Annotated in this window: 21 protein-coding genes and 1 tRNA gene; 13 read left to right on the top strand and 9 right to left on the bottom strand. The window is 73.1% G+C overall.

All coding sequences use genetic code 11. The features are described from left to right. Positions 1 to 213 precede the first annotated feature (213 nt). The 3 genes from ACJ6WD_RS05815 to ACJ6WD_RS05805 all read right to left on the bottom strand — a co-directional run bounded on the left by ACJ6WD_RS05815 (position 214) and on the right by ACJ6WD_RS05805 (position 3091). Positions 214 to 1182: a DUF5926 family protein gene (locus ACJ6WD_RS05815; RefSeq protein ID WP_233657336.1), complete on the bottom strand. Its 969-nt coding sequence runs from the start codon at positions 1180 to 1182 to the stop codon at positions 214 to 216. 137 nt (positions 1183 to 1319) lie between these two features. After that, positions 1320 to 2141 carry an ATP-binding protein gene (locus ACJ6WD_RS05810; protein WP_407615246.1) on the bottom strand — a complete coding sequence of 274 codons (822 nt, stop codon included), beginning with the start codon at positions 2139 to 2141 and terminating at the stop codon, positions 1320 to 1322. Between the two features lie 53 nt (positions 2142 to 2194). Then, a complete protein-coding gene (locus tag ACJ6WD_RS05805) occupies positions 2195 to 3091 on the bottom strand; it encodes a glycerophosphodiester phosphodiesterase family protein (protein WP_233657338.1) in 897 nt (298 codons plus the stop codon). A gap of 398 nt (positions 3092 to 3489) precedes the next feature. On the opposite strand from ACJ6WD_RS05805, the gene ACJ6WD_RS05800 reads away from it, so the two are divergent. Both ACJ6WD_RS05800 and ACJ6WD_RS05795 read left to right on the top strand, forming a co-directional pair. Next, entirely contained in the window at positions 3490 to 4974 is a 1485-nt protein-coding gene (locus tag ACJ6WD_RS05800; protein ID WP_376444797.1) for a trypsin-like peptidase domain-containing protein, read from the top strand. A 44-nt stretch (positions 4975 to 5018) separates the two neighbouring features. After that, a tRNA-Ser gene (locus tag ACJ6WD_RS05795) sits at positions 5019 to 5105 on the top strand. Between the two features lie 70 nt (positions 5106 to 5175). Here the strand turns inward: ACJ6WD_RS05795 and ACJ6WD_RS05790 are convergent. Together ACJ6WD_RS05790 and ACJ6WD_RS05785 are read right to left on the bottom strand one after the other, a co-directional pair. Then, positions 5176 to 5550 (bottom strand): hypothetical protein, encoded by a 375-nt coding sequence (locus ACJ6WD_RS05790; protein ID WP_233657358.1) that lies wholly within the window; start codon positions 5548 to 5550, stop codon positions 5176 to 5178. A gap of 91 nt (positions 5551 to 5641) precedes the next feature. Then, complete coding sequence (locus ACJ6WD_RS05785) at positions 5642 to 6160, bottom strand: MarR family winged helix-turn-helix transcriptional regulator (protein ID WP_407615245.1); 519 nt, start codon at positions 6158 to 6160, stop codon at positions 5642 to 5644. A gap of 41 nt (positions 6161 to 6201) precedes the next feature. On the opposite strand from ACJ6WD_RS05785, the gene ACJ6WD_RS05780 reads away from it, so the two are divergent. Continuing rightward, entirely contained in the window at positions 6202 to 7158 is a 957-nt protein-coding gene (locus ACJ6WD_RS05780; RefSeq protein WP_233657360.1) for a DMT family transporter, read from the top strand. Positions 7159 to 7194: 36 nt separating this feature from the next. Next, on the top strand, positions 7195 to 7959 hold the full coding sequence (locus ACJ6WD_RS05775; protein ID WP_407615244.1) for a class I SAM-dependent methyltransferase: 765 nt from the start codon (positions 7195 to 7197) through the stop codon (positions 7957 to 7959). Positions 7960 to 7998: 39 nt separating this feature from the next. On the opposite strand, the gene ACJ6WD_RS05770 is transcribed toward ACJ6WD_RS05775, so the two are convergent. Then, a complete protein-coding gene (locus ACJ6WD_RS05770) occupies positions 7999 to 8994 on the bottom strand; it encodes a bifunctional DNA primase/polymerase (RefSeq protein WP_407615243.1) in 996 nt (331 codons plus the stop codon). 474 nt (positions 8995 to 9468) lie between these two features. On the opposite strand from ACJ6WD_RS05770, the gene ACJ6WD_RS05765 reads away from it, so the two are divergent. From ACJ6WD_RS05765 to ACJ6WD_RS05730, 8 genes are all read left to right on the top strand, one after another. Next, positions 9469 to 9774, top strand: coding sequence for a hypothetical protein (locus ACJ6WD_RS05765; RefSeq protein ID WP_016572123.1), 306 nt, complete (start codon positions 9469 to 9471; stop codon positions 9772 to 9774). A gap of 183 nt (positions 9775 to 9957) precedes the next feature. Next, entirely contained in the window at positions 9958 to 11166 is a 1209-nt protein-coding gene (locus tag ACJ6WD_RS05760; RefSeq protein ID WP_407615242.1) for an acyl-CoA dehydrogenase family protein, read from the top strand. After that, complete coding sequence (locus ACJ6WD_RS05755) at positions 11163 to 12200, top strand: bifunctional MaoC family dehydratase N-terminal/OB-fold nucleic acid binding domain-containing protein (protein ID WP_407615241.1); 1038 nt, start codon at positions 11163 to 11165, stop codon at positions 12198 to 12200. Before ACJ6WD_RS05760 ends, ACJ6WD_RS05755 begins: the two co-directional genes overlap by 4 nt. Before the next feature lies 1 nt (position 12201). Continuing rightward, positions 12202 to 13269 carry an acyl-CoA dehydrogenase family protein gene (locus ACJ6WD_RS05750; protein WP_233661458.1) on the top strand — a complete coding sequence of 356 codons (1068 nt, stop codon included), beginning with the start codon at positions 12202 to 12204 and terminating at the stop codon, positions 13267 to 13269. Beyond that, on the top strand, positions 13266 to 13700 hold the full coding sequence (locus ACJ6WD_RS05745; protein WP_331249640.1) for a MaoC family dehydratase: 435 nt from the start codon (positions 13266 to 13268) through the stop codon (positions 13698 to 13700). The genes ACJ6WD_RS05750 and ACJ6WD_RS05745 overlap by 4 nt, the downstream gene beginning before the upstream one ends. Next, complete coding sequence (locus ACJ6WD_RS05740; protein WP_020931178.1) at positions 13697 to 14863, top strand: lipid-transfer protein; 1167 nt, start codon at positions 13697 to 13699, stop codon at positions 14861 to 14863. Before ACJ6WD_RS05745 ends, ACJ6WD_RS05740 begins: the two co-directional genes overlap by 4 nt. A 161-nt stretch (positions 14864 to 15024) precedes the next feature. Then, positions 15025 to 15576: a SigE family RNA polymerase sigma factor gene (locus ACJ6WD_RS05735; protein WP_016572444.1), complete on the top strand. Its 552-nt coding sequence runs from the start codon at positions 15025 to 15027 to the stop codon at positions 15574 to 15576. A 194-nt stretch (positions 15577 to 15770) separates the two neighbouring features. Then, entirely contained in the window at positions 15771 to 16319 is a 549-nt protein-coding gene (locus ACJ6WD_RS05730; RefSeq protein WP_376437679.1) for a Uma2 family endonuclease, read from the top strand. A 72-nt stretch (positions 16320 to 16391) separates the two neighbouring features. On the opposite strand, the gene ACJ6WD_RS05725 is transcribed toward ACJ6WD_RS05730, so the two are convergent. After that, complete coding sequence (locus tag ACJ6WD_RS05725; RefSeq protein WP_233661462.1) at positions 16392 to 16883, bottom strand: MarR family winged helix-turn-helix transcriptional regulator; 492 nt, start codon at positions 16881 to 16883, stop codon at positions 16392 to 16394. A 103-nt stretch (positions 16884 to 16986) separates the two neighbouring features. Between ACJ6WD_RS05725 and ACJ6WD_RS05720 the strand changes: the two genes are divergently transcribed. Next, on the top strand, positions 16987 to 17733 hold the full coding sequence (locus ACJ6WD_RS05720; RefSeq protein ID WP_331249655.1) for a dienelactone hydrolase family protein: 747 nt from the start codon (positions 16987 to 16989) through the stop codon (positions 17731 to 17733). A gap of 46 nt (positions 17734 to 17779) precedes the next feature. Here the strand turns inward: ACJ6WD_RS05720 and ACJ6WD_RS05715 are convergent, their stop codons facing one another. Further along, a complete protein-coding gene (locus ACJ6WD_RS05715; RefSeq protein ID WP_331249642.1) occupies positions 17780 to 18502 on the bottom strand; it encodes a response regulator in 723 nt (240 codons plus the stop codon). Continuing rightward, on the bottom strand, positions 18499 to 22626 hold the full coding sequence (locus ACJ6WD_RS05710) for a HAMP domain-containing protein (RefSeq protein ID WP_407615240.1): 4128 nt from the start codon (positions 22624 to 22626) through the stop codon (positions 18499 to 18501). Before ACJ6WD_RS05710 ends, ACJ6WD_RS05715 begins: the two co-directional genes overlap by 4 nt. Between the last annotated feature and the right edge of the window lie 171 nt (positions 22627 to 22797).

The raw sequence follows: 22797 nt of genomic DNA, 5'->3' as shown, positions 1-22797 counted from the left end.
AGTCCGGAGTCGGCCGTGGGCCGTCCGGGCATGGAAACGCCCGGTCGCTGGCGACGGGGGATGCACCAGCGACCGGGCTCCTAGAACCGTAACAAGAGATCGGCGGTTCGCAAATTCGATCGTGGAATTCCGGACGCGGATTTACCGGCAAGTACGGGCAGTTGCCCGCGACCTGTGACGGTTCTCACGTCCGTGCGCGAATCGACCGCGCGATCAGCTCAGGGTGACCTGACGGTTGGTGAGCCCGCCGCGGGCCCGGCGCTCCTCCGCGGTCAGCGGGGCGTCCGAGGCGAGCGCCTTGGCCAGCCGCTCGCCGAAGGCGGCGGCCGGGGCGGTGACCTCGTCGGCGCCCATCGACGACGGCAGGTCCCACACCGGGACGACCAGGCCGTGCGCCCGGAACGAGCCGACCAGGCGGGTGCCCTCGCCCAGCGACGAGGTGCCGGCGGCGTGCAGCCGGGCGAGCGCGTCGAGGAGCTGCTCCTCGGGGTGCGCGGTGACCCAGCGCAGGTGGTTCTTCTCCGGGGCCTCGCACCAGTACGCCCCCTCCAGCCCGGGGATCCGGGCGGTCGGGATCGCCGCGGCGTTGGCCCGCTCCAGGGAGGCGGCGACGTCGGCGGTGGCGTTCTCGGCGTTCTCCACCCAGAACTCGAAGCCGGTGTGGACGGTCGGCTCGAAAGGCGCGTCCGGGTCCAGCAGGTCCTGCAGCCGCGGCCCGTCGGCGGGGGCCCGCCCGGCGGCGACCGGGTGGCCGGGCTCGGTGGTCAGCGCCCGCTGGAGGGTGTCGGCGAGGTCCCGGCTGATGTCGCCGGACGAGGTGTCGTTCTGCAGGCCGAGCAGCACCGCCCCGTTGTCCCGGCGCAGCGCGGGCCAGGCCATCGGGAGCACGGTGGCCAGCGTCACCGACGGGACGTCCTCGGGCAGGCCGCCCTTGAGGGTCAACTCGGCGGTGGCGGCGGGCACCAGCTCGCGCAGCGCCACCCAGTCGCACTCGCCGGGCAGCCCCTCGAACGGGCGCCGGACCAGCTCGGTGACGGCGTGCGCCGCCTCTCGGCCGTGGCATGCCTTGTAGCGGCGGCCGGAACCACACGGACAGGGCTCGCGGGCGCCGACCACCGGCACCTCGGCGTCCTTGATCTGTACTGCTGCGGCCCGGGGCTGGGGACGGCGCTTCTTGGCCATGGCGACGGTGTCTCCTGGTGGTTCCTCTAGTGCGGACGCGTTCCGGCGCGAGCCTAGAGGAGAGCGGCGCCCGCAAGCCCGCCACACATCGCCGTCAGCGCGGCGGGACCCTCGGCACGGAGGGCGCGACGCCGGCGTCAGGGCAGGTCGTCGAGGTCCGCGAAGGTCAGGCCGGACGCGCCGCGGCCCGGGCGGCGGCCGTGGTGCGCGGTGCGCGGCGGTGTGCCGCGCGGGACCTTCCGCAGGGAGAGCGGGAGCCCGGCCGTCAGGTCGGACGGCAACTCGGGCGTGAGCTCCGCGGGCAGATCCGCCGTCAGGTCAACGCGCGTAGCGAAAGCACCCTGGAGCGAGAGGGCGGCCCAGACCGTCACCTCGCCGGGCGCGCTGTCGCGCACGCCCCAGTCCTTGGCGAGCGACCGGATGATCGCCAGCCCGCGCCCGCCGCGGGCGGTGACGGACGGAGTGGCCGGAACCGGACGGGTCGGACCGCCGCCGTCGGTGACCGCGACGATCAGGCGCCCCTGTCCGTCGATGCGCCAGGCGGCGCGCACGGTGGCGCCGGCGCCGACTGCGGGGGAACCGTCGTGGACGGACTCCCGGGCGCCGCCCCGGCCCGTTCCTGACGCGCCGTCGGGACCGCTTCCCGTTACGGAATCCGACGTGACGTCGTCGTATATCGGACGCGCATGGCGACACGAATTGCTCAGGAGTTCGGAGAGGACCAGCACCGCGTCATCGACGACACTGTCCTGAACTCCACTTGCCAACAGCTCTGCTCGCATGCGCCGCCTGGCCATGCCGACACCCACGGGTCCATGGGGTACGGCCATGATCGACGACGTCGGCACCTCTTGTGCCACCACCAACGCCACCCCCGAGACCTCCTTTGCCCCACGCCACGGGATGGATGCCCCAATGGACTGGACCGGAAACCGGCCAACCGGCACACAGTGACGCACTCGACACCGTCACCTACGGGCCGAATGCGCCGGTGCACACCCTGTGATGAGCCTTACCTAAGGCCGAGTTGGGTTCGTACCTGCTTGGGGCGGTTGGTAATGATTGCGTCGACGCCGAGTTCCCGGCACATCGCCACGTCGTCCGTCTCGTTGACCGTCCACACGTGCACCTGATGGCCCGCCCGGTGCGCCTTGGCGACGTATTCCGGATGCGCGCGCAGGATGCGCACCCCGGGGCCGGCGATGCCCACCCCGGGCGGCAGCCGGCCGTCGCGGTGGCGGGGGGTGAGGAACTGCATCAGGTAGACGCCCGGGATAGCCGGCGCCGCCGCGCGCACCCGGTGCAGGGAGCGCGCGGAGAAGCTCATGACGCGGACCGGGGGTATCCAGTCGCGGGTGGCCGGTTTCGTGTGGCCGAAGCGGGCGAGCAACTCGACCAGCCGCTCCTCCACCTGCCCGGCCCAGCGGGTGGGGTGCTTCGTCTCGATGGCCAGCTCGACGCGCCGGTCCGCGTCCGCGACCAACTCCAACAGCCGCTCCAGGGTCAGCACCGAGGTCCGCTCGGCGTTCCCCTGCTGCCAGTCCGGCTCCTCGTCGGCGTGCACCGGTCGCCCGCCGGTCCGCTGCACGTTCTCCACGACGCCGCCCGGCCCCTCCACGGTGTTCTTCCAGGACCCGAAGTCCAACGCGGCGAGATCGGCCAGCTCCAGCGCGGAGACCGCGCCGCGCCCGTTGGAGGTGCGGTTGACCCGCCGGTCGTGGACGCAGACCAGGTGCCCGTCCGCGGTGAGCCGGACGTCGCACTCCAGGGCGTCCGCCCCGTCCTCGATGGCCTTCCGGTAGGCGGCCAGGGTGTGCTCCGGCGCGTCGTCGGAGGCGCCGCGGTGGGCCACGACGGCGATGGCGGGACGACCCGGACGGGCCTTCTCGGCGGGGCGTGGGTAGGTCACCGGGTTATCGTCCCATCCGCCGTTCGGCGGCCGCCCGGGAGGCGATCACCGGCGCACCCGTCGCGCACGGAGACCAGGCACGATGCCTGATATGCCGCATGCGCCGTGCACCCCGGATCCGATCGGATCGGATCCGATGCGGTTTGCTCGGGAACGAGGCGAATAAGTCACAGGTTCGGCTTACGGTCCTCTGACGGGCCATGGGGAACGCTGGGGGGAGGCCGGGTGGTGACGGCCGGGTCGGTGCGGGGCGGTGGACCACCGACGGGACGGTCGGGACTCGCCCGGAGCGGCAGGATCGCGGATGCTGGAGTACCGCGGGATCCCGGATGCCGGGAGACCGGGATCCGGTCCCCGGGCCGGTACCGCCGTGAAGCAAGCTGACTGAGGAGAGAGCTGTGAGCACCGAGAACGAGGGAGCCGGAGTCCCGTCGGAGGCCAAGCCGCCGACCGGGCCGCAGCCGGACAGCGCCCCCGCGCCCGCCTCCGGCGAACCGACTCAGGCCGCGCCGGCCACGCCGCCCGCGGCGCCCCCGCCGCCGGACTACGCACCACGGCCCGCCGCGCCCGGCACCGCCGGCCCGGCCGAGCACGACCGCACCCAGCCGCTCCCCCCGACGCCGGCCGCCCACCCGGAACAGCCCCCGGCCCCGTCCTCGCCGTACGCCGCGGCCGGACACGGTCCGGCCGGTGGCTGGGGCGCGCCCCCGCCCGGCGGCGGTGACCCCTGGGCCCCGCCCGGCCACCAGCCGGCCCCGAAGAAGCGCAACGGCGGCCTGATCGCCGCGGTGCTGGTCGCCGCGCTGGTCGCGGGCGGCGTCGGCGGCGGCATCGGCTACTGGGCCGCGGGCCGCAACGACACCGGCTCGACGACGGTCTCCGCCTCCGGCGACCCCGAGGCGCTGAACCGCAAGCCCACCTCCGTCTCCGGGATAGCGCAGCGGGCGCTGCCCAGCGTCGTCACCATCGAGGCCCAGGGCGCGAGCGGCGACGGCGGCACCGGCACCGGCTTCGTCTACGACAAGCAGGGCCACATCCTCACCAACAACCACGTGGTCGCCAGCGCGGCCGACGGCGGCCGGCTCACCGCGACGTTCTCCAACGGCAAGAAGTACGACGCCGAGGTCATCGGCCACGCCCAGGGCTACGACGTCGCCGTCATCAAGCTCAAGAACGCCTCCGGCGCCACGCTCAACCCGCTCCCGCTCGGCAAGTCCGCCAACGTCCAGGTCGGCGACGCCACGATCGCGATCGGCGCGCCCTTCGGCCTGTCCGGCACGGTCACCACCGGCATCATCAGCGCCAAGGACCGTCCGGTGGCCTCCAGCGACGGTGGCGGCAGCAGCGCCTCCTACATGAGCGCCCTCCAGACCGACGCGTCGATAAACCCGGGCAACTCCGGCGGCCCGCTGCTGGACGCCGGCGGCAACGTCATCGGCATCAACTCCGCGATCCAGTCCGCCGGGAACGGCGGCGGGATGGGCGGCGAATCCGGCCAGTCCGGCAGCATCGGCCTGGGCTTCGCGATCCCGATCGACCAGGCCAAGCGGGTGGCGGACGACCTGATCAGGACCGGGCAGCCGGTCTACCCGCAGATAGGCGTCCAGGTCGGTATGCGGGAGTCCGGCGACGGCGCGACCATCGCCCAGACCGGCAACAACGGCAGCGAGCCGGTCACCCCGGGCGGCCCGGCCGACAAGGCGGGCCTGAAGCCCGGCGACACCATCACCAAGCTCGACGACACCGTCGTCGACAGCGGTCCGACCCTCATCAGCGAGATCTGGCAGCACAAGCCCGGCGACCGCGTCACCCTCACGTACAAGCGCAGCGGCAAGGAGCACACCACCCAAGTCACCTTGGGACAGCGCACGGGCGACAAGTGACGCGCTAGTCTGATCCCCGCGACACCGCACGCGCGGTGCCGCGGGGAGGCTTGCCCGAGCGGCCTAAGGGAACAGTCTTGAAAACTGTCGTGGCGGCAACGCCACCGTGGGTTCAAATCCCACAGCCTCCGCGCGGAAGAAGGCCCCTGACCTGGGAAGAGTGGTCGGGGGTCTTCGGCGTTCCCGGGGTGGCGGGTGGGGCTATTCGCCGAGGGCCCGGCGTTCTTCGGCGTCTTCCTCCTGGGTGTGGAGGTGTTTGAGGGCGGAGCGGGCGGCGGGGGTGTCGTCGCAGGTGGACCAGAAGGCGTGGGTGACGACGCTTTCGGCGAGGGCGAGTTGGCGGGCGCGCAACTCGGCGACCTGGGCCTGCTCGTCGTCGGACCAGCCCGGTGAGTCCTGGCGGGCGGTCTCGTGGAAGTGGCCGTTCTCCTTGGTGTGCGTCCAGCCGGGGAGGGGGTCGACCGACCACGGCAGGCGCTTGTAGAGATCCGCGAGGGCGGACTGGACCTGATGCAGCTCCAGCTGTGCTTCCCGGAGGTCCTGGGGGAAGTCGTAGGTCTTCTGCTTGTCAGCCACGGGGCAAGGATACCGCTCACCCGTTCGATTCTGCGGAGGTGGCGCGGGTGCCGTGGGGGGATTCACCTGGTTGGCGGGTGGTGGGCGCGGCTTACCGGCGCGGGGGCTCGACGCGGCTCAGCCAGGTGGTGAGGAGGGCTTCCAGGTGGGCGGCCTCTTCGGGGGTGAGGGCGTCGAGGAGGGTGCGCTCGTTGTGCATGTGGTCGGTGAAGGCCCGGTCGAAGAGGTCGCGGCCGGCGTCGGTCAGGGCGACCACGCGGCCGCGGCCGTCGGCGGTGGAGCGGCGGCGGGTGACCAGGCCGTCGCGTTCGAGGCGGTCGATCCGCTTGGTCATCGCGCCGGTGGTGACCATCGTGTGTGCGGCCAGCTCGCCGGGGGCCCGCTCGTAGGGTGCCCCGGCGCGGCGCAGGGCGGCCAGGACGTCGAACTCGCCCTCGCTGAGCCCGTATCGGCGGTAGACGAGGCAGAGCCGGTCGGTGAGGAGTGTGCCGAGGCGGTGCAGGCGGCCGATGACGCCTTGCGGGCGGACGTCGAGGTCGGGGCGTTCGCGGGCCCATTCGGCCTGGATGCGGGAGATGTGGTCGGGGGCGGTTGGCGGGATTTCGGGCATGGGGGGAGCGTATAACTTCCTGGGAAGGTACTTTGGCTTCCATGGAAGGTAATTTGCGGTGGGGTGTGGTCACGGCCGTTGCGCCGGTGGCCTGGGGAGCCAACTACTACGTGACGCACGAGTTCCTGCCCGACGGCCATCCGCTGTACGGGGCGGCGATCCGGGCGCTGCCCGCCGGTCTGCTGCTGCTGGTGGTGGGGCGGCGGCTGCCGCGCGGGGCGTGGTGGTGGCGGTCGCTGGTGCTCGGCGTGCTCAACATGGGCGGGTTCTTCGCGCTGGTCTACGTGGCGGCGCAGCGGTTGCCGACGAGTCTGGCCTCGGTGGTGATGGCGCTGTCGCCGCTGGCCATGGCGTTGATCGCGTGGGGGCTGCTGGGCGAGCGGCCGCGGGCCGGGCATCTGGTCGGGGCGGCGGTGGGGGCCGGCGGGGTCGGACTGATGCTGCTGACGGCGACGACGGCGGTGGATCCGGTGGGGGTGCTGGCGTCGGTCGGGGCCATGGCGATGTCGTCGCTGGGCTACGTGCTGGCCAAGCGGTGGAGCGCGGGGGGCGACGGCGCCGAGGTGGACGTACTGGCGTCCACGGCCTGGCAGTTGGTGGCGGGCGGGCTGTTGTTGCTGCCGTTCGCGGTGGTGGTGGAGGGCGCGCCGCCGGTCCTCGACGGGCGGGCGGTGCTGGGTTTCGGCTACGTGACGGTGGTGGCGACGGCGGTGGCGTTCGCCGCCTGGTTCGCCGGGTTGCGGCGGCTGCCGGCCGCGACGGTGGGGTTGATCGGACTGCTCAATCCGGTGACCGGGGTGTTGTTGGGGACGGCGCTTTCCGGGGAGGCGCTCGGCGGGCGGGAAGCGTGCGGATTGGTGTTGGTGCTGTGCGGGGTGTTCTTGGGGCGGCCCGGCGGCAAACCCGGCGGCAAACCCGGCGGCAAAGGGGAGAAGGCCGGGGCGGCGGTAAAGGGGCGGGGAATGCGGGGCCGGGTGGGGGTCGGCGGGGGGAAATAGCTGGCGGGGGTGGCCAAGGGCGGTGAGGGTGGGGGCATGGAGCGTTCTTTTGAGGAATGGGTGGCGGAGGCCGCCGAGGTGTCGGTGGCGGGCTGGGACTTTTCCTGGCTGGACGGGCGGGCCACCGAGCAACGGCCTTCCTGGGGCTATCAGCGGTTGCTGGCCGAGCGGCTGGCGGGGGCGTCGGCGGCGCTGGACGTGCAGACCGGGGGCGGTGAGGTGCTGGCCGGCGCGGGGACGTTCCCGCCGGTCATGGTGGCCACGGAAGCCTGGCCGCCGAACGTCGCCGAGGCCACCGCGCGGCTGCACCCGCTGGGCGCGGTGGTGGTGGTCGACGAGGACGAGCCGCCGTTGCCGTTCGGGGACGCGGCGTTCGACCTGGTGACCAGCCGGCATCCGGTGACGGTGTGGTGGGAGGAAATCGCCCGGGTGTTGCGGCCGGGCGGTACGTATTTCTCCCAACAGGTCGGTCCGGCCAGTGTGTTCGAAGTGGTGGAGTATTTCTTGGGGCCGCAGCCGGCGGAGGTGCGGCGCGCCCGGCACCCCGAGGACGCGCGGCGGGCGGCGGAAGCGGCGGGATTGGACGTCGTCGATCTGCGGCACGAAACGCTGCGGACCGAATTCTTCGACATCGGGGCCGTCGTCTACTTCCTGCGGAAGGTGGTGTGGATGGTGCCGGGATTCACCGTCGAGCAATACGAGGAAAAGCTGCGGGAGTTGGACGGGTTGATCCGTCGGGAGGGGGCGTTCGTGGCGCACACGACGCGGTTCCTGATCGAGGCGCGCAAGCCGGCGGCGTAGGCGGGCGGGCGGCCCCGGGCGGCGCGTGACGGGGGCCGGTCAGCGGCGGGCCGCCGAGGCGACGGTGGTGCGGGCCTCGGTGTCCGCGAGGCCGGTGTGGCGGGCTGCGGCCACCAGGCGCTCGGCGAGTTCCGGTCCGAGCCCCGACTCGTAGGCGCGGCAGGCGGCCCAGAAGAGGCGGGCGTTGCGCTGGCCCCGGGGAGAGGCGCGGACGAAGCGCAGGAGGGCGCCGGCGGGCGGCTGGGACCGGGTGCGCACGGGCGTGTGCGGGCGGCCGGTCGGTGTGCCGAGCGGGGGGTGCAGGAGCGCCAGCAGGCCGGGTGGGGCCGGCGCGGGGCGGCCGGGGGCGTCCGGCGCGAGGACGTACCGGCCGTGCGTGGTGAGGGAGCCGGGGCCGACGAGGTAGCCGCCCGCCCCGCGGACGTCGATGCCCGGGGCGAGCCGGCCGACGGAGTTGGCCACCGGTGGGGCGGGTGGGCCGGTGAACCAGAGGTGCCGGCCGCCGCTGGGGGTCAGGACGGTGACCGTCGCCGGGAGGTGGAAGCCGTGCGCCTCGGCGATGAGGCGGAGGGCGGTGGGGCCGTCGGCGCCGTTCTTGGTGTCGAGGTCGAGGCCGACGAGGTGGTGCGGGGGCCGGCCGCAGGCGATGCCGTAGCCGGTGGCCCACGGGGCGGCGGCGAACATCCGGCGGATCGCGAGCGGATCGGTGGCGGCGTCGTGGACGCCGTGGCCGAGGCGGCCGCAGGCGCCGTGGCAGGGCGGGGCGGCGGGGTCGGCGGCGGTGCCGTGATCGTGGTGCGGGGACCGCAGCGCGGGGAGTTTGCCGCGGGTCAGCGGGATGACGGGGTGGCCGCGCTCGGCGGCGCGCAGGGCGTGTGCGAGGGCGGTGTGGTGGGCGTCCGCCGGGGTGGCGGGCGGTGGCGTCCGCGGGGGCGGGTGCGGGGCGGGTCGGAGGGCGGCGGGGGCCTCCGGGGGGAGCGCGTCCGCCGCCTGGTGCGCGGTGCTCGGTGCGGTATGGCGTCGGGGCGTGGCCATGGCTTCATTTTCGTACGAATGTTCGAAGAAAGGAAGGGGGGTGGGGTGGGTGTGCGGCGAAGATCACGTGCGCGCCGGGTCGGCCGGGGCGGGCGCCGGAGGGCGTGCCCCTAGGGGCGACCGGCCTGTAGTGGATCACTGTGGCGGGCGGCGGTGGCGCGGGGGTGTGAGTGGGGGCGTCGGGGTTTACCCGGGGTTCCTCATGCTTGCGGGGGAATCGGCCGTTGGTGGCGGGTTCGGTGGGGGTCGGGTGGGCAATCCTGAGGTCGCGACGTCGAGGCAGGAGCCGCGGTGGTTGGCCAACTACCCGGTGAGTTCATGGAGTTAGCGCTTTACGGACCGGTCGGGACCGGTCGTCCGCAGTGGGGGCCGGGAGGTCGGGACCCCGCCCGGGGGAGGGTCTCGCAGGCCGGGTCCCTTATCGGAACCCTCAGGTCAGAAGCTAGAAGTTTGCCTTCCGTAGGAGGAAGAGACATGGCAAGCACCCGTACCGCCCGTGTCATCGCTGTCGCCCTCGCGCTGCCCTTCGCCGCCGCGCTCTGCGCCGGCGTCGCACAGGCCGACAACGGCGGCTTCGCGAACAACGGGTCGAGCTCGGCCGCCACCAGCCAGACGGGGACCGGCGTCGCCGGCGACAACCACGGCAACTCCACGACCGGCCAGCAGGTGGCCAACGGTCCCGGCGCGTCGAACCAGAACAACACCGCCAGCGTCAACGGTCACGGCTTCACGGTGATCGACCAGGACAACGCCAACGTCGACTTCAACCAGATCTGGTGAGGCGGTCCGCCCCATCCGCGTGGGGCGGTTGATCGGTGGGTGATGCGAGGCGTCGCGCGGCGGGCCAGTGGGCCGCTCTGGGGTTCACCGCGCGGACCTTGACAGCGAACGGGTTTCTGACGGACAGTCAGAAACCCGTTTCGCTCGTTCGCACGGCCATCACCCGAAGGAAGGCCCGCCGACGTGCACCTCGCCCCCACCCCGCGTCAGCAACGACTCCGCGCCGAACTGCGCGCCTACTTCCGCGACCTGCTGCCCAACGGCCCGGTCGCGGACCCGGCGCAACAGCGCACGGTGCTCCGCCGGATCGGCACCGACGGCCTGTTGGGCCTGGGCTGGCCGACCGCGTACGGCGGTCAGGGGCGCGGCCCCGACGAGCAGTTCGTCTTCTTCGACGAGGCGTACCGCGCGGGCGCCCCGGTCTCGATGGTCACCCTGAACACCGTCGGCCCGACGTTGATGAAGTACGGGACACAAGCCCAGAAGGACTTCTTCCTGCCGCGCATCCTCAAGGGCGAGCTGGTCTTCGCGATCGGCTACACCGAGCCGGAGGCCGGTACGGACCTGGCGTCGCTGCGGACCCGCGCGGTGAAGGCCGGGGAGGCCGGGGAAGCAGGGGAGGGCGGGCCGCCGGGCGGTCCGGAAGGGCCCGACTGGCTGATCGACGGCAGCAAGAGCTTCACCAGCAACGCCCACCAGGCGGACTGGATCTGGCTCGCCTGCCGCACCGACCCGGACGCGCCCCCGCACCGCGGCATCTCGATCGTCCTCGTGCCGACCGACGCGCCCGGCTTCTCCTGGACCCCCATCGAGACCGTCGGCGGGCTGATGACCACCGCCACCTACTACGACGGGGTGCGCGTGCCGTACGGGAACCTCGTCGGCGCGGAGAACGCCGGCTGGGGGCTGATCACCAACCAACTCAACCACGAACGCGTCGCGTTGGCCGCCATCGGCATGCAGGCCGAGGACGCCTACGACGCGGCGCTGGCCCACGCCCGCACACCGGACGCGGAGACCGGGGCGCGCCCCGCCGACCTGCCCTGGGTGCGCTCCCGGCTCGCCGAGGCGCACGCCCGGCTGGCCGCCACCCGGCTGCTCAACTGGCGGCTGGTCGGCGACGTGGGCGCCGGGACGCTCAGCCCCGGTGACGCCAGCGGGGTCAAGTTCGCCGGGACGGAGAGCACGGTCGAGGTCTACCGGATGTGCCAGGAGGTGGTCGGCGACACCGCGCTCGTGCGGGCCGGCTCGCCGGGCGCCCACGCGGACGGCGAGTTGGAGCGGATGAACCGCGCCGCGCAGATCAACACCTTCGGGGGCGGGGTCGGCGAGGTGCAGAGGGAGATCGTGGCCACGATGCGACTGGGCATGCGGAGGGGGCGGCGACGGTGAGCGGGGAGAAGGCGGCTTCGGAACGGACGGCGGCGCCGGCGGACGCCGCGTACGAGCGGGCGCTCAAGGCGTTCGAGGGGCGGCCGGCGACGACCGGGGGCACGGGCAGGGACCCGGTCAACGAGCCGATGATCCGGCACTGGTGCGAGGCGATGGGCGACACCCACCCCGCCTACCGGGGGCCGGACGCCACGGCCCCGCCGACCATGCTCCAGGCGTGGACGATGGGCGGGCTCGCCGGCCACCAGGGCCGCGCCGCCGGCGCCCACGACGCGCTGTTCGCGCTGCTCGACGGCGCGGGCTACACCGCGGTCGTCGCCACCGACTGCGAGCAGGAGTACCTGCGGCCGCTGCGCCCCGGCGACGCGATCAGCTACGACTCGGTGATCGAGTCGGTGTCCGCGCGCAAGACGACCAAGCTGGGCACCGGGCACTTCGTCACCACGCGGACGGACGTCCGGGCGAACGGGGAACTGGCCGGCACGCACCGCTTCCGGATCCTGAAGTACGCGCCGGCGGCCCGCCGCGGCCCCACGGAGCGGGACGCCGGCGGCCCGTCCCGGGCGAAGCGGCCCCGGCCGGTCGTCAACCGGGACAACGCCGGGTTCTGGGACGGCGTGGCCGCGCACAAACTGCTGATCCAGCGCTGCGGCGGCTGCGGCCGGCTGCGCCTGCCCTGGCTGCCCGGCTGCAACGGCTGCGGCGCGGCCGAGTGGGACACGGTCGAGGCGAGCGGCGCGGGAACGGTCTTCTCGTACGTGGTGATGCACCATCCGCCGTTCCCGGCCTTCAGCGCGCCCGAGGGGGCCACCGGCGCGGCGGGGCCGTACGCGGTGGGGCTGATCGAGCTGGCGGAGGGGGTGCGGATGGTCAGCAACGTGGTCGGAGTGCCGTACGACCGGGTGCGGATCGGGATGCCGGTGCGGCTGGAGTTCCTGCGGGCGGACGAGGAGTTGGTGCTCCCCGTCTTCCGGGCCGGGGACGATCCCGTCGCGGGGGCGGACCCGGCGGCGGGCGCGGGCGGGGAGGGCTGACGTGGACTTCACGCCCACCGAGGAGCAGCGCGCCGCGGGCGACCTGGCGGCGGAGATCTTCGGCGACCTGTCCACCCCCGAGCGGCTGGCCGCCCTGGGCGCGGCCACCGACGCCGACCTGTGGAAGGCGCTGTGCGCCGCCGGGCTACCGGGCGCGGTGGCGGAGACCGGGCTGCTGGGCCTGGTGCTGATGCTGGAGGAGCAGGGCCGCACGACCGCCCAGGTGCCGTTCGCGGCCAGTTGCGCGTACGGGCTGCTGGGCGTCGGCGCGCACGGCAGCGACGCGCAGCGGGCCCGGTTGCTGCCGGGGCTGACGGACGGCACGGAGGTGGCGACCGGGGCGTTCGCACGGGGCGGGGCGCGGCCGGTCACCGTCGACGGTGCGGCCGGCTCCGGACGGGCCCGACTCATCGGCACGGTGCCCGTCGTCCCCTGGCTGTGCGAGGCCACCGTGCTGCTGGTGCCGGACGCGCAGCGTCGGCTGTGGCTCGTGCGGACCGACGAACCCGGGGTCGGCGTCGCACCGGTGGCGACGACCGCGCCCTGGTCCGCGGGCCGGCTGACGCTGGAGGGAGCGGCCGCCGAACCGCTCGGCGACCCGCACCCGCCCGGCCGCGCCCACGACGACGTGCTCGCCGTCGCCCGGACGGCCTTCGCCGGTCTCCAGGCGGGCGTGTGCGCGGGCGCGCTGGCCCGGGCGGTCGCGCACACCACCGTCCGGGAGCAGTTCGGCCGCCCGCTCGCCACCCACCAGGCGGTCCAACTGCGGGCCGCCGAGGCGTACATGGACACCGAGGCGATCCGGGTCACCGCCTACGAGGCGGCCTGGCGCCGGGACGCCGGCCTGGAGCACACGACGCACGCGCTGACGGCTGCCTGGTGGGCCTCCGAGGCCGGCAAGCGGGTGGTGCACACCGGCCAGCACCTGCACGGCGGCATCGGCGCCGACCTCGACCACCCGGTGCACCGGCACTTCCTCTGGGGCCGGCAGCTCGACGCCTACCTGGGCGCCGGCGCCGCACTCCTCGAAGAGCTGGGCGCGTTGCTGACGAAGGAGTCGCAGGCATGACCACCGACGCCGCCCGGGACGCGGACGGGACCACCGCGCCCCACCCGGGCCAGGAACTCGCGCCCCTCACCCTCCCCGTCACCCGCACCCTGATCGTCGCCGGGGCGCTGGCCTCGCGCGACTACCAGGACGTGCACCACGACGCCGAGGCGGCGCGGGAGAAGGGCTCCCCGGACATCTTCATGAACATCCTCACCACCAACGGCCTCGTCGGCCGCTACCTCACCGACCGCTTCGGCCCCCGATGCGTCCTGCGCCGGCTCGCCATCCGGCTCGGCGCCCCCAACTACCCAGGAGACACGATGGTGTTGAGCGGGACGGTCACGGCCGTCGACGGGGACGTGGTCGAGGTGCGGGTCGTGGGGGCCAACGGCCTCGGCCACCACGTCACCGGGACCGCCACCGTCCAGCTGGGGACGGCCGCCCGATGACCCGCCACCGCCCCGACGCCCTCGGCGGCCGGGCCGCGATCGCCGGCATCGGCGCCACCGAGTTCTCCAAGGACTCCGGCCGCAGCGAACTCAAGCTCGCCGTCGAGGCCGTCCACGCCGCCCTCGCCGACGCCGGACTCACCCCGGACGACGTGGACGGCCTGGTCACGTTCACCATGGACACCAACCCGGAGATCACCGTCGCCCAGGCGGCCGGCATCGGCGAGCTGACCTTCTTCTCCCGAGTCCACTACGGCGGCGGCGCGGCCTGCGCCACCGTCCAGCAGGCGGCCCTGGCGGTCGCCACCGGGCTCGCCGACGTCGTGGTCTGCTACCGCGCCTTCAACGAACGCTCCGGCCGCCGCTTCGGCGCCGGCGTGCAGCAGCGCGAACCGTCCGCCGAGGGCACCGCGCTCGGCTGGAACCTCCCCTTCGGCCTGCTCACCCCGGCCTCCTGGGTCGCCATGGCCGCCCAGCGCTACCTGCACGCCTACGGACTGACCCCGGACGCCTTCGGCCACGTCGCGGTCACCGACCGCCGGCACGCCGCCCGCAACCCGGCCGCGTACTTCCACGGCAAGCCGATCACGCTGGCCGACCACGCCGCGTCCCGCTGGATCGTCGAACCGCTGCGGCTGCTGGACTGCTGCCAGGAGACCGACGGCGCCCAGGCACTGGTGGTCACCTCCGTCGAGCGGGCCCGCGACCTGCCGCACCCACCCGCGCTGATCACCGCCGCCGCCCAGGGCGCCGGCCGCGCCCAGGAGCAGATGACCAGCTTCTACCGCGACGACCTCACCGGACTGCCCGAGATGGACGTGGTCGCCCGCCAGTTGTGGCGCACCTCCGGCCTCGCCCCGGCCGACATCGACGTCGCCATCCTCTACGACCACTTCACGCCCTTCGTCCTCATGCAGCTGGAGGAGTTCGGCTTCTGCGGACGCGGCGAGGCCGCCGACTTCGTCGCCGCCGACGCGCTGCCCCTGAACACCCACGGCGGCCAGCTCGGCGAGGCGTACCTGCACGGCATGAACGGCATCGCCGAGGCCGTGCGCCAGCTCCGCGGCAGCAGCGTCAACCAGGCCGGCACGCCCGCCCACGTCCTGGTCACGGCCGGCACCGGAGTGCCGACGTCGGGGTTGGTGCTGGGGCGGGCGGGGTAGCCCGGTGGGCGTCACCGCGCCCGGCCCGCCCCTAGGGGAGCGCCCGGCGCGGTCCCCCCTGAGGAGGTCCGGCGGACCCCACCCCTACAACTTGAGGGGGACGCGGCTTCGGCACCTTGGGCCGACGCCCGCGCCCCACCCCCGCTTCTAGCGTGGAACACATGACCACGTCAGTGTGCACAAGCGCCTCGACGCCCGCGACGTTCCCGTCGTTCGCGTCCTACGTACGGGCCCGGGGGCCGGTCCTGCTGCGCGCCGCGCGGTCCCTGTCCTCGAACCCGAACGACGCCGAGGACCTCCTGCAGACCGCGCTGACCAAGACGTACGTGGCCTGGGAACGGATCGAGGACCACCGTGCGCTCGACGGCTACGTGCGGCGCGCGCTGATCAACACCCGCACCTCCGAGTGGCGCAAGCGCAAGGTCGAGGAGTTCGCCTGCGACGAGCTGCCCGAGCCGGACCCGGTGCCCGCGCCGGACCCGGCCGAACTCCAGGGACTGCGCGACGCGATGTGGCGCGCGATCATGCGGCTGCCGGCGCGGCAGCGCGCGATGGTCGTCCTCAGGTACTACGAGGACCTCAGCGAGGCCCAGACCGCCGAGGTCATGGAGGTCTCGATCGGCACGGTCAAGAGCGCCGTCTCGCGCGCCCTGGCCAAGCTCAGGGAGGACCCGGAGCTGGCGGGCCTGGGCCTGAGCCGGATCGCCGCCTGACGGCCGGCGCACGCGACGGAGCGGGCCCGGGGGCCCGGGGGGACGCGTAGGCGGCGGCCGTGGGACCGTGCGGGCGGGGAGCCGCGGAGGCGGACGGCTTCGGGAGCGAGGCGTGCGCGTCGGGCCCGGTGGCCGGTCCGGCCGGTCACGTACGCTGGACCCGGGTGCCTCTCTTCCTCTCCGTGGAGCACATGATGAATCGACAGCACTTCGAGCTGCTCGAACAGGCCCGCCGCGCTCTGCCTGGGGGCTTCAAAGTCGAACTGTCCGGTGACACCATCGTGATGCAGGCATCTCCTTCGGCCATGCATCAGCTGAACCTGAGCAAGATCCACGGTCAGTTCGACGCACACGTTCCAGAGGGGTACGTCTTCACCGGAAACACAGACCTGGTGTCTCCGCAGACGGCGAAGGTCCGCAACCCGGACCTGACGTACCTGCCCGAGGAAGCCATGACCACCACGGACAGCAGCGTCGCCGCTGAGCTGGCGCTGATCGCCGTGGAGGTCGTGTCCCCGTCGAACCCGGAGAACGACTGGGTCGGCAAGCTCCGTGACTACCCCCTGATGGGCGTTCCGCTCTACCTCGTCGTCGATGCGCGGCAAAAGGTGGTGACGCTGTTCAGCGAGGTGGAGAACGGTCGCTACCGGCTTCGTGAGGACGCCGACTTCGGCGAGGGCGTGCACATCCCCGAGCCCTTCGCGTTCGTCTTCGACACCGGTGTGCTCCGTCCCTACGGCTGAGGGGTTCACGACGTTCCGTGCCAACGGGTGGTGGTCGAGGGCGAGTCGGGGCGCGGTTCGGCCCGGGGGCCGTCAGGGCGTCCGGGTGTGGTGGTCCAGCAGGCGGGTGAGCAGTTCGACGAGTTGGTCGCGTTCGGCCGGGGCCAGGGGGGCGAGCAGTTCGTCGTGGAGGTCGTCCAGGAGCGCGTCGAGGCGGCGCAGGCGGCGGCGGCCTCGGGGCGAGAGCGTGACGAGGTTGCGGCGCTGGTCGTCGGGGTCCGGCGTCCGCTCCACGAGGTCGCGGGCGACCAGTTCGTTGATCACGCCGACCATGTCGGGGCGGTGGATGCCGGTGCGCCGGCTCAGCGCCGCCTGGCTGGCGGGCCCGTACTCCAGTAGGGAGGCGAGCACCGCGTAGTGCCACTTGCGGGCGTCGGCCCGGGCCAGTCCGTCGTTGATCAGCCGGTCCGACCGCAGGGTCAGTTGGGACAGCAGCCGGCTGGTCCGGCGGCGCAGCCGCTCGGGCGTGCGGGGCGTGCTGTCGTCGGGCAGGTCCGCGGCTTCGGCTCTGGTCACGGGGCTCATCCTAGCCATTGCGTTAGTGGGACTAACGCTATACGTTCGGTCCGCGCCGGCGGCGTTGGGCGACCAGCGGCAGCGGGCGCACCCACAGGAAGGACCATCCGCCATTCCCACCACGACGTTGCAGATTCCCACCCCGGACGGCCGGGCCGACGCCTTCGCCGCCTTCCCCGACGGCGGCGGCCGGCACCCGGGGGTGCTGATGTACGGGGACGCCTTCGGCATCCGGCCGGTGCTGCGGGAGATGGCCCGCGAACTGGCCGGGCACGGCTACTACGTGCTCGTCCCCAACGTCTTCTACCGGCACGGGCCGACCCCGGTGGTCGAGCTTCCCGCGCACATCGGGGAAGCGGCCCGGACCGCGGCCGTCGCCCGGCTGATGCCGTTGATCCAGGCGCACACCGCCGCCCGCACCCTGAGCGACGCCGACGCCTTCCTCGGCTTCCTCGCCGCCCGGCCCGAGGTCGGCGCCGGCCCGGTCGCGGTGACCGGCTACTGCATAGGCGGCCTGCTGGCCCTGCGCACCGCCGCGGCCCACCCCGGCCGGGTGGCCGCCGTCGCCGGGTTCCACGGCCCCGTGCCGGCCGACGGGCCCGACGGCCGGCACGGCCTGCTGTCCCGGCTCACCGCCGAGGTCCACCTCGGCCACGCCGCGACCGACGTGACGCCCGAGGACCTCGACGCGCTCAACGGGGCCCTGGACGCCGCGGGGGTCCGCCACACCTCCGAGATCTACCCCGACACCGTCCACGGCTTCACCATGGCCGACACCGACGCCTTCAGCGCCGACGGACTGAAGCGGCACTGGGACCGGCTGCTCCCCCTGCTGGCGCGCACCCTGGTCGAGGGCTGAGGCCGCCGGCCGGGGGCGGCCGCGCCGGTCGCCCCCGGCCGGCGTCCTACGCCTCCCGGCCCGCCATCAGCTGTTCCACCGCCTCCTCCAGGGCCACGATGCGGTCGGCGAGCCCGGCGGCTTCGAGGTCCCGGGCGTCGCGCAGGAGCAGTTCGATCTGGACGAGACGGCTGGCGATGTCCGACAGGCGGGCCTCGTCGCCGGCCGTGGGCGCCGCGCCGGGCTCCCGCGCGCCGGGCTCCGACGCGGGGGGTGCCGGCCGGTGCGGGGCGGGCTCGCGGAGGTCGGGTCGGCGGGGTTCGGCGGCCGGCGGGGCCTCGCCGGGACCGGTCAGCAGGCGTTTCAACTGGTCGGCCTGGGAGGCGAGTTGGTGGTTCTTGCGGTACAGGTCGAGGAAGACGTTGACCTTGGTGCGCAGCAGCCAGGGGTCGAAGGGCTTGATGAGGAAGTCGGCGGCGCCGACCGTGTAGCCGCGGTAGGCGTAGTTCGGGTCGACCGAGGCGCCGGTCAGCAGGATGATCGGGACGTCCTTCGTCTGGTCCAGGCCCTTGATGTTGGCCGCGGTCTCGAAGCCGTTCATGCCCGGCATCAGCACGTCGATGAGGACGACCGCGAACTCCTCGCGGAGCATGGCCTTCAGGGCCTCCTCGCCGGAGCGGGCGCGGACGACCTTCGGGGTCAGGGAGCTGAGGACCGCTTCGAGGGCGACCAGGTTCTCCTCCATGTCGTCGACGATGAGGATGGGCGCGGTGTCGGGTGGGGGTGTCATGGCTGCGGCCCTGCCGTTCCCTCGTCGGAGGTGTCGTCCGTGCTGTCGTCCGTGCTGTCGTTCGTGTTGTCGTCAGGGGTGGTGTCCGGGGCGTCGTCGGAGGTGACGTCCGGGCACCCGGCGGCCTTCCTGGTCTCCGGGTCGAGGAGTTGGCAGATGACCCCGAGCAGGCGGTCCACGTCGACCGGTTTGGGGATGTAGTCGTCGGCGCCGCTCTCGATGGCCTTCTCCCGGTCGCCGGGCATGGCCTTGGCGGTGAGCGCGACGATCGGGAGGTCGGCGAAGCGGGGCGTGTGGCGGATGGCCCGGATCATTTCGTAGCCGTCCATCTCCGGCATCATGATGTCCATCAGGACGAGGGAGACGTCCGGGGTCCGGTCGAGGACCTCCAGTCCCTCGCGGCCGTTCTCGGCGTACTTGACGTTGATGCCGACCCGGCCCAGTACGTGGGTCAGCGCGAAGACGTTGCGGATGTCGTCGTCGACGATGAGGATCCGGCGCTCGGCGAGGATCCGCCCGGGGCGTCCGCTGAGCCAGTCCTTCAGGCGGGTCGCCTCCGGCCAGCTCACGTCGCCGCTGTCGCCGGGGCGCAGGCCCGCGTGCGCCGCGATGCCCTCCCGGGCGGGGAACAGGTCGCCCGGGGACGCGGCGGTGGCGACCGGTGGGGCGGTGAGCTGTTCGGCCAGGACCGGGTGGGCGGCCGGGCCCGTCGGGGCCGGGGGCGCGGCGCCCGGGGCGGGCGTCTCGCCGGTGACGGTGGGCCCGCCGCCGTCCGGGGGAACGAGGGCGGTGGGCCCGCCGCCGGTGCCCCGCGCCGCGCCTGAGGCCGGGGTCGTGGACGGCCCGGTGTAGTGGGCGGGGACGTAGAGGGTGAAGGTGGAGCCGACGTCCACCTGGCTCTCGGCCTTGATCCGACCGCCGAGCAGGGCGGCCATGTCGCGGCTGATGGACAGGCCGAGGCCGGTGCCGCCGTACTTGCGGTTGGTGGTGCCGTCGGACTGCTGGAACGCCTCGAAGATCCCGTCGAGCTTCTCCGGCGGGATGCCGATGCCGGTGTCCTTGACGGACAGGGCGATGACGGCGTCGGCGGTGCGCAGGGACGCCTCGTCGAACTGGCCGCACGCGGGGCCGGGGACGCGTTCCACGAGGAGTTCCACGCCGCCGGTGGAGGTGAACTTCACCGCGTTGGACAGCAGGTTGCGCAGGATCTGCTGGAGGCGCTGTTCGTCGGAGAAGAGTTCCGCGGGGACGTCGTCGCCGACCCGGACGTCGAAGCTCAGCCCGCGGTCGACGGTGAGCGGGCGGAACGTGGCCCGTACGTAGTCGAGGAGCTTCTTCAGCGGCAGGGCCTTGGGGTGGACGTCCATCCGGCCGGCCTCGATCTTCGACAGGTCGAGGATGTCGTTGATGAGTTGCAGCAGGTCGGAGCCGGCGCGGTGGATGGTGACGGCGAACTCCACCTCCTGCGGGCTGAGGTGCTTCTCGGGGTTGTCGGCCAGCAGGCGGGAGAGGACGAGCAGGGAGTTCAGCGGGGTGCGCAGCTCGTGCGACATGTTCGCCAGGAACTCGGACTTGTACTGGGACGAGGTGGCGAGCAGTGCGGCCTTCTCCTCCAACTCGGCGTTGGTGAGCTGGAGTTCGTCGGAGCGCTGGCGGAGTTCGGCGGTCAGCCGCTGGGATTCCGACAGCAGGGATTCCGTACGGGAGTTGGCGATGATGGTGTTGATGGAGACGCCGATGGTGTTGACGAACTGGTCGATGAAGGCGAGGTGGACGTCGCTGAAGCGGCTGAAGGAGGCCAGCTCGATCACGCCGAGGACGTGGTCCTCGAAGAGGATCGGCAGGATGACGACGCTGGCGGGGGCGGCGGCGCCGAGTCCGGAGCTGATGGTGAGGTAGTCGGTGGGGACGGCCTCGACGAGGATCCGGTTCTTCTCCGTCGCGGCCTGGGTGATCAGGCCCCAGCCGGGACTGCCCATCCGCAGCCGGGGCAGGGCGCTGCGGCCTTCGGTGCGGCCGGTGCCGTAGCCGGCGATCAGCTCCAGGCCCTCGCCCGGTGCGGCTCCCGCCTCGGCCAGGAAGAACGCCCCGAACTGGGCGTTCACCAGCGGGGTCAGCTCGCGCAGGATCAGGTCGGCGACCTCGACCAGGTCGCGGTGGCCCTGCATCAGGCCGGCGATGCGGGTCAGGTTGGACTCCAGCCAGTCCTTGGCGCGGGTGGTCTCGCGGAGGTTGGCGACCATGAGGTTGATGTTGTTCTTCAGGGCGGCGACCTCGCCCTGGGCGTCGACGGTGATCGAGCCGGACATGTCGCCCTGGGTGACCGCGCTGGTCACCGCGGCGATCGCGCGCACCTGCGTGGTGAGGTTGAGCGCCAGCTCGTTGACGCTGGTGGTGAGCTGCTTCCAGGTGCCGTAGACGCCCTCGACCCGGGCCTGGCCGCCGAGTTGGCCCTCGCTGCCGACCTCGCGGGCCACCCGGGTGACCTCGGAGGCGAACGAGGAGAGGGTGTCGACCATGGTGTTGATGGTCGTCTTGAGTTCGAGGATCTCGCCGCGGGCGTCGACGTCGATCTTCTTGGAGAGGTCGCCGCGGGCCACCGACGTCGCGACCTCGGCGATGTTGCGGACCTGGGACGTCAGGTTGTCCGCCATGGAGTTGACGTTGTCGGTGAGGTTCTTCCAGACGCCGGAGACGCCGTGCACCTGGGCGCGGCCGCCGAGCCGGCCCTCGGTGCCGACCTCGCGGGCGACGCGGGTGACCTCGTCGGCGAACGCCCGCAACTGCTTCACCATGGTGTTCACGGTGTCCTTCAGCTCCAGGATCTCGCCGCGGGCGTCCACGTCGATCTTCTTGGTCAGGTCGCCGTTGGCGACGGCGGTGGTGACCTGGGCGATGTTGCGGACCTGCGAGGTGAGGTTCAGGGCCATGAAGTTGACGTTGTCGGTCAGCTCCTTCCAGACGCCGGAGGCGCCCCGGACCTGCGCCTGACCGCCGAGGTTGCCCTCGGTGCCGACCTCGCGGGCGACGCGGGTGACCTCGTCGGCGAAGGCGGAGAGCTGGTCGACCATGGTGTTGATGGTCGACTTCAGTTCGAGGATCTCGCCGCGGGCGTCCACGGTGATCTTCTGGCTGAGGTCGCCGTTGGCGACGGCGGTGGTGACCTGGGCGATGTTGCGGACCTGCCAGGTCAGGTTGGACGCCATGAGGTTGACGTTGTCGGTGAGGTCCTTCCAGACGCCGGAGACGCCGCGGACCTGGGCGCGCCCGCCGAGCTGGCCCTCGGTGCCGACCTCGCGGGCGACGCGGGTGACCTCGTCGGCGAACGCCCGCAGCTGGTCGACCATGGTGTTGACGGTCAGCTTCAGCTCCAGCAGCTCGCCGGTGGCCTCGACCGTGACCTGCTGGGTCAGGTCGCCGCCGGCCACCGCCGTGGTCACCACCGCGATGTCGCGGACCTGGGCGGTCAGCCGGGACGCCATGGTGTTGACCGCCTCGGTCACGTGCAGCCAGTCGCCGGCCAGGCCCTGCACCTTGGCCCGGCCGCCGAGCCGGCCCTCGGTGCCGACCTCGCGGGCGACCCGGGTGACCTCGCCGGTGAACAGCGAGAGCTGGTCGACCACGCGGTTGACGCAGCTGCCCAGGCGGCGCAGGTCGCCGCGGAGCTGGCGGCTGCCGTCGTGCAGGTCGACGTGGCGGGTCAGGTCGCCGTCGGCGATCGAGTCCAGCACCCGGGTGGCCTTGGCGACGGGGGTGACCAGCGCTTCGAGTACCGAGTTGGCGGCCTCCACGTTGGTCGACCAGCCGCCCTGGCCGGGGCTGGCGCTGAGCCGTTCGTCCAGCCGGCCCTCGCGGATGACCTCGTGGCGCAGGCGCGCCAGCTCGGTGGCCAGGTGGGCGTTGCGCGCGACGATCTGGGCGAAGACGTCCGTCATGTCGGCCAGCACGCCGTCGGCCGGCGGATCGCCCTGGGCGTGCTCGGCCCGGGCGGTGAAGTCACCGTCCCGTAGGGCGTTCATGGCGGCCAGCAGGGGGCGCAGCTCGCTGGTGCGCACCCACTGGCCGTCGGGGCGGGGGTCCGAGGGTGACGCCGCGGACTCGGGCCGGGTCGGGTCGGGCGCCATGGCACACCATCCCCCCAGTGATCGAGACCGAACTTGAACCGAACGGGTACCGGCCGGTCGGCTGGTGCAGCGCCGTTCGGCCCGTACCGGGCGGGGCGGTCCGGGGCTGGTCCGGTCCCGTCCCGGCAGGGTTCCGGAAGAGGCCCGGAACTGATCGAATTGGGCAGATAT

This window comes from Streptomyces sp. VTCC 41912, from assembly GCF_045799175.1.
Classification (GTDB): domain Bacteria; phylum Actinomycetota; class Actinomycetes; order Streptomycetales; family Streptomycetaceae; genus Streptomyces; species Streptomyces albulus_C.
The sequence above is the reverse complement of the archived record's forward strand: the minus strand, read 5'-3'. Positions and strand labels throughout refer to the sequence as shown.

Bases quoted from the DNA above. Each gene is read 5' to 3' on its own strand.
- ACJ6WD_RS05770 (WP_407615243.1), bottom strand. From the start codon at position 8,994: ATGGCCACGCCCCGACGCCATACCGCACCGAGCACCGCGCACCAGGCG.
- ACJ6WD_RS05785 (WP_407615245.1), bottom strand. From the start codon at position 6,160: ATGCCCGAAATCCCGCCAACCGCCCCCGACCACATCTCCCGCATCCAG.
- ACJ6WD_RS05780 (WP_233657360.1), top strand. From the start codon at position 6,202: ATGGAAGGTAATTTGCGGTGGGGTGTGGTCACGGCCGTTGCGCCGGTG.
- ACJ6WD_RS05735 (WP_016572444.1), top strand. From the start codon at position 15,025: ATGACCACGTCAGTGTGCACAAGCGCCTCGACGCCCGCGACGTTCCCG.
- ACJ6WD_RS05745 (WP_331249640.1), top strand. From the start codon at position 13,266: ATGACCACCGACGCCGCCCGGGACGCGGACGGGACCACCGCGCCCCAC.
- ACJ6WD_RS05765 (WP_016572123.1), top strand. From the start codon at position 9,469: ATGGCAAGCACCCGTACCGCCCGTGTCATCGCTGTCGCCCTCGCGCTG.
- ACJ6WD_RS05715 (WP_331249642.1), bottom strand. From the start codon at position 18,502: ATGACACCCCCACCCGACACCGCGCCCATCCTCATCGTCGACGACATG.
- ACJ6WD_RS05725 (WP_233661462.1), bottom strand. From the start codon at position 16,883: ATGAGCCCCGTGACCAGAGCCGAAGCCGCGGACCTGCCCGACGACAGC.
- ACJ6WD_RS05815 (WP_233657336.1), bottom strand. From the start codon at position 1,182: ATGGCCAAGAAGCGCCGTCCCCAGCCCCGGGCCGCAGCAGTACAGATC.
- ACJ6WD_RS05740 (WP_020931178.1), top strand. From the start codon at position 13,697: ATGACCCGCCACCGCCCCGACGCCCTCGGCGGCCGGGCCGCGATCGCC.
- ACJ6WD_RS05730 (WP_376437679.1), top strand. From the start codon at position 15,771: ATGAATCGACAGCACTTCGAGCTGCTCGAACAGGCCCGCCGCGCTCTG.
- ACJ6WD_RS05710 (WP_407615240.1), bottom strand. From the start codon at position 22,626: ATGGCGCCCGACCCGACCCGGCCCGAGTCCGCGGCGTCACCCTCGGAC.
- ACJ6WD_RS05775 (WP_407615244.1), top strand. From the start codon at position 7,195: ATGGAGCGTTCTTTTGAGGAATGGGTGGCGGAGGCCGCCGAGGTGTCG.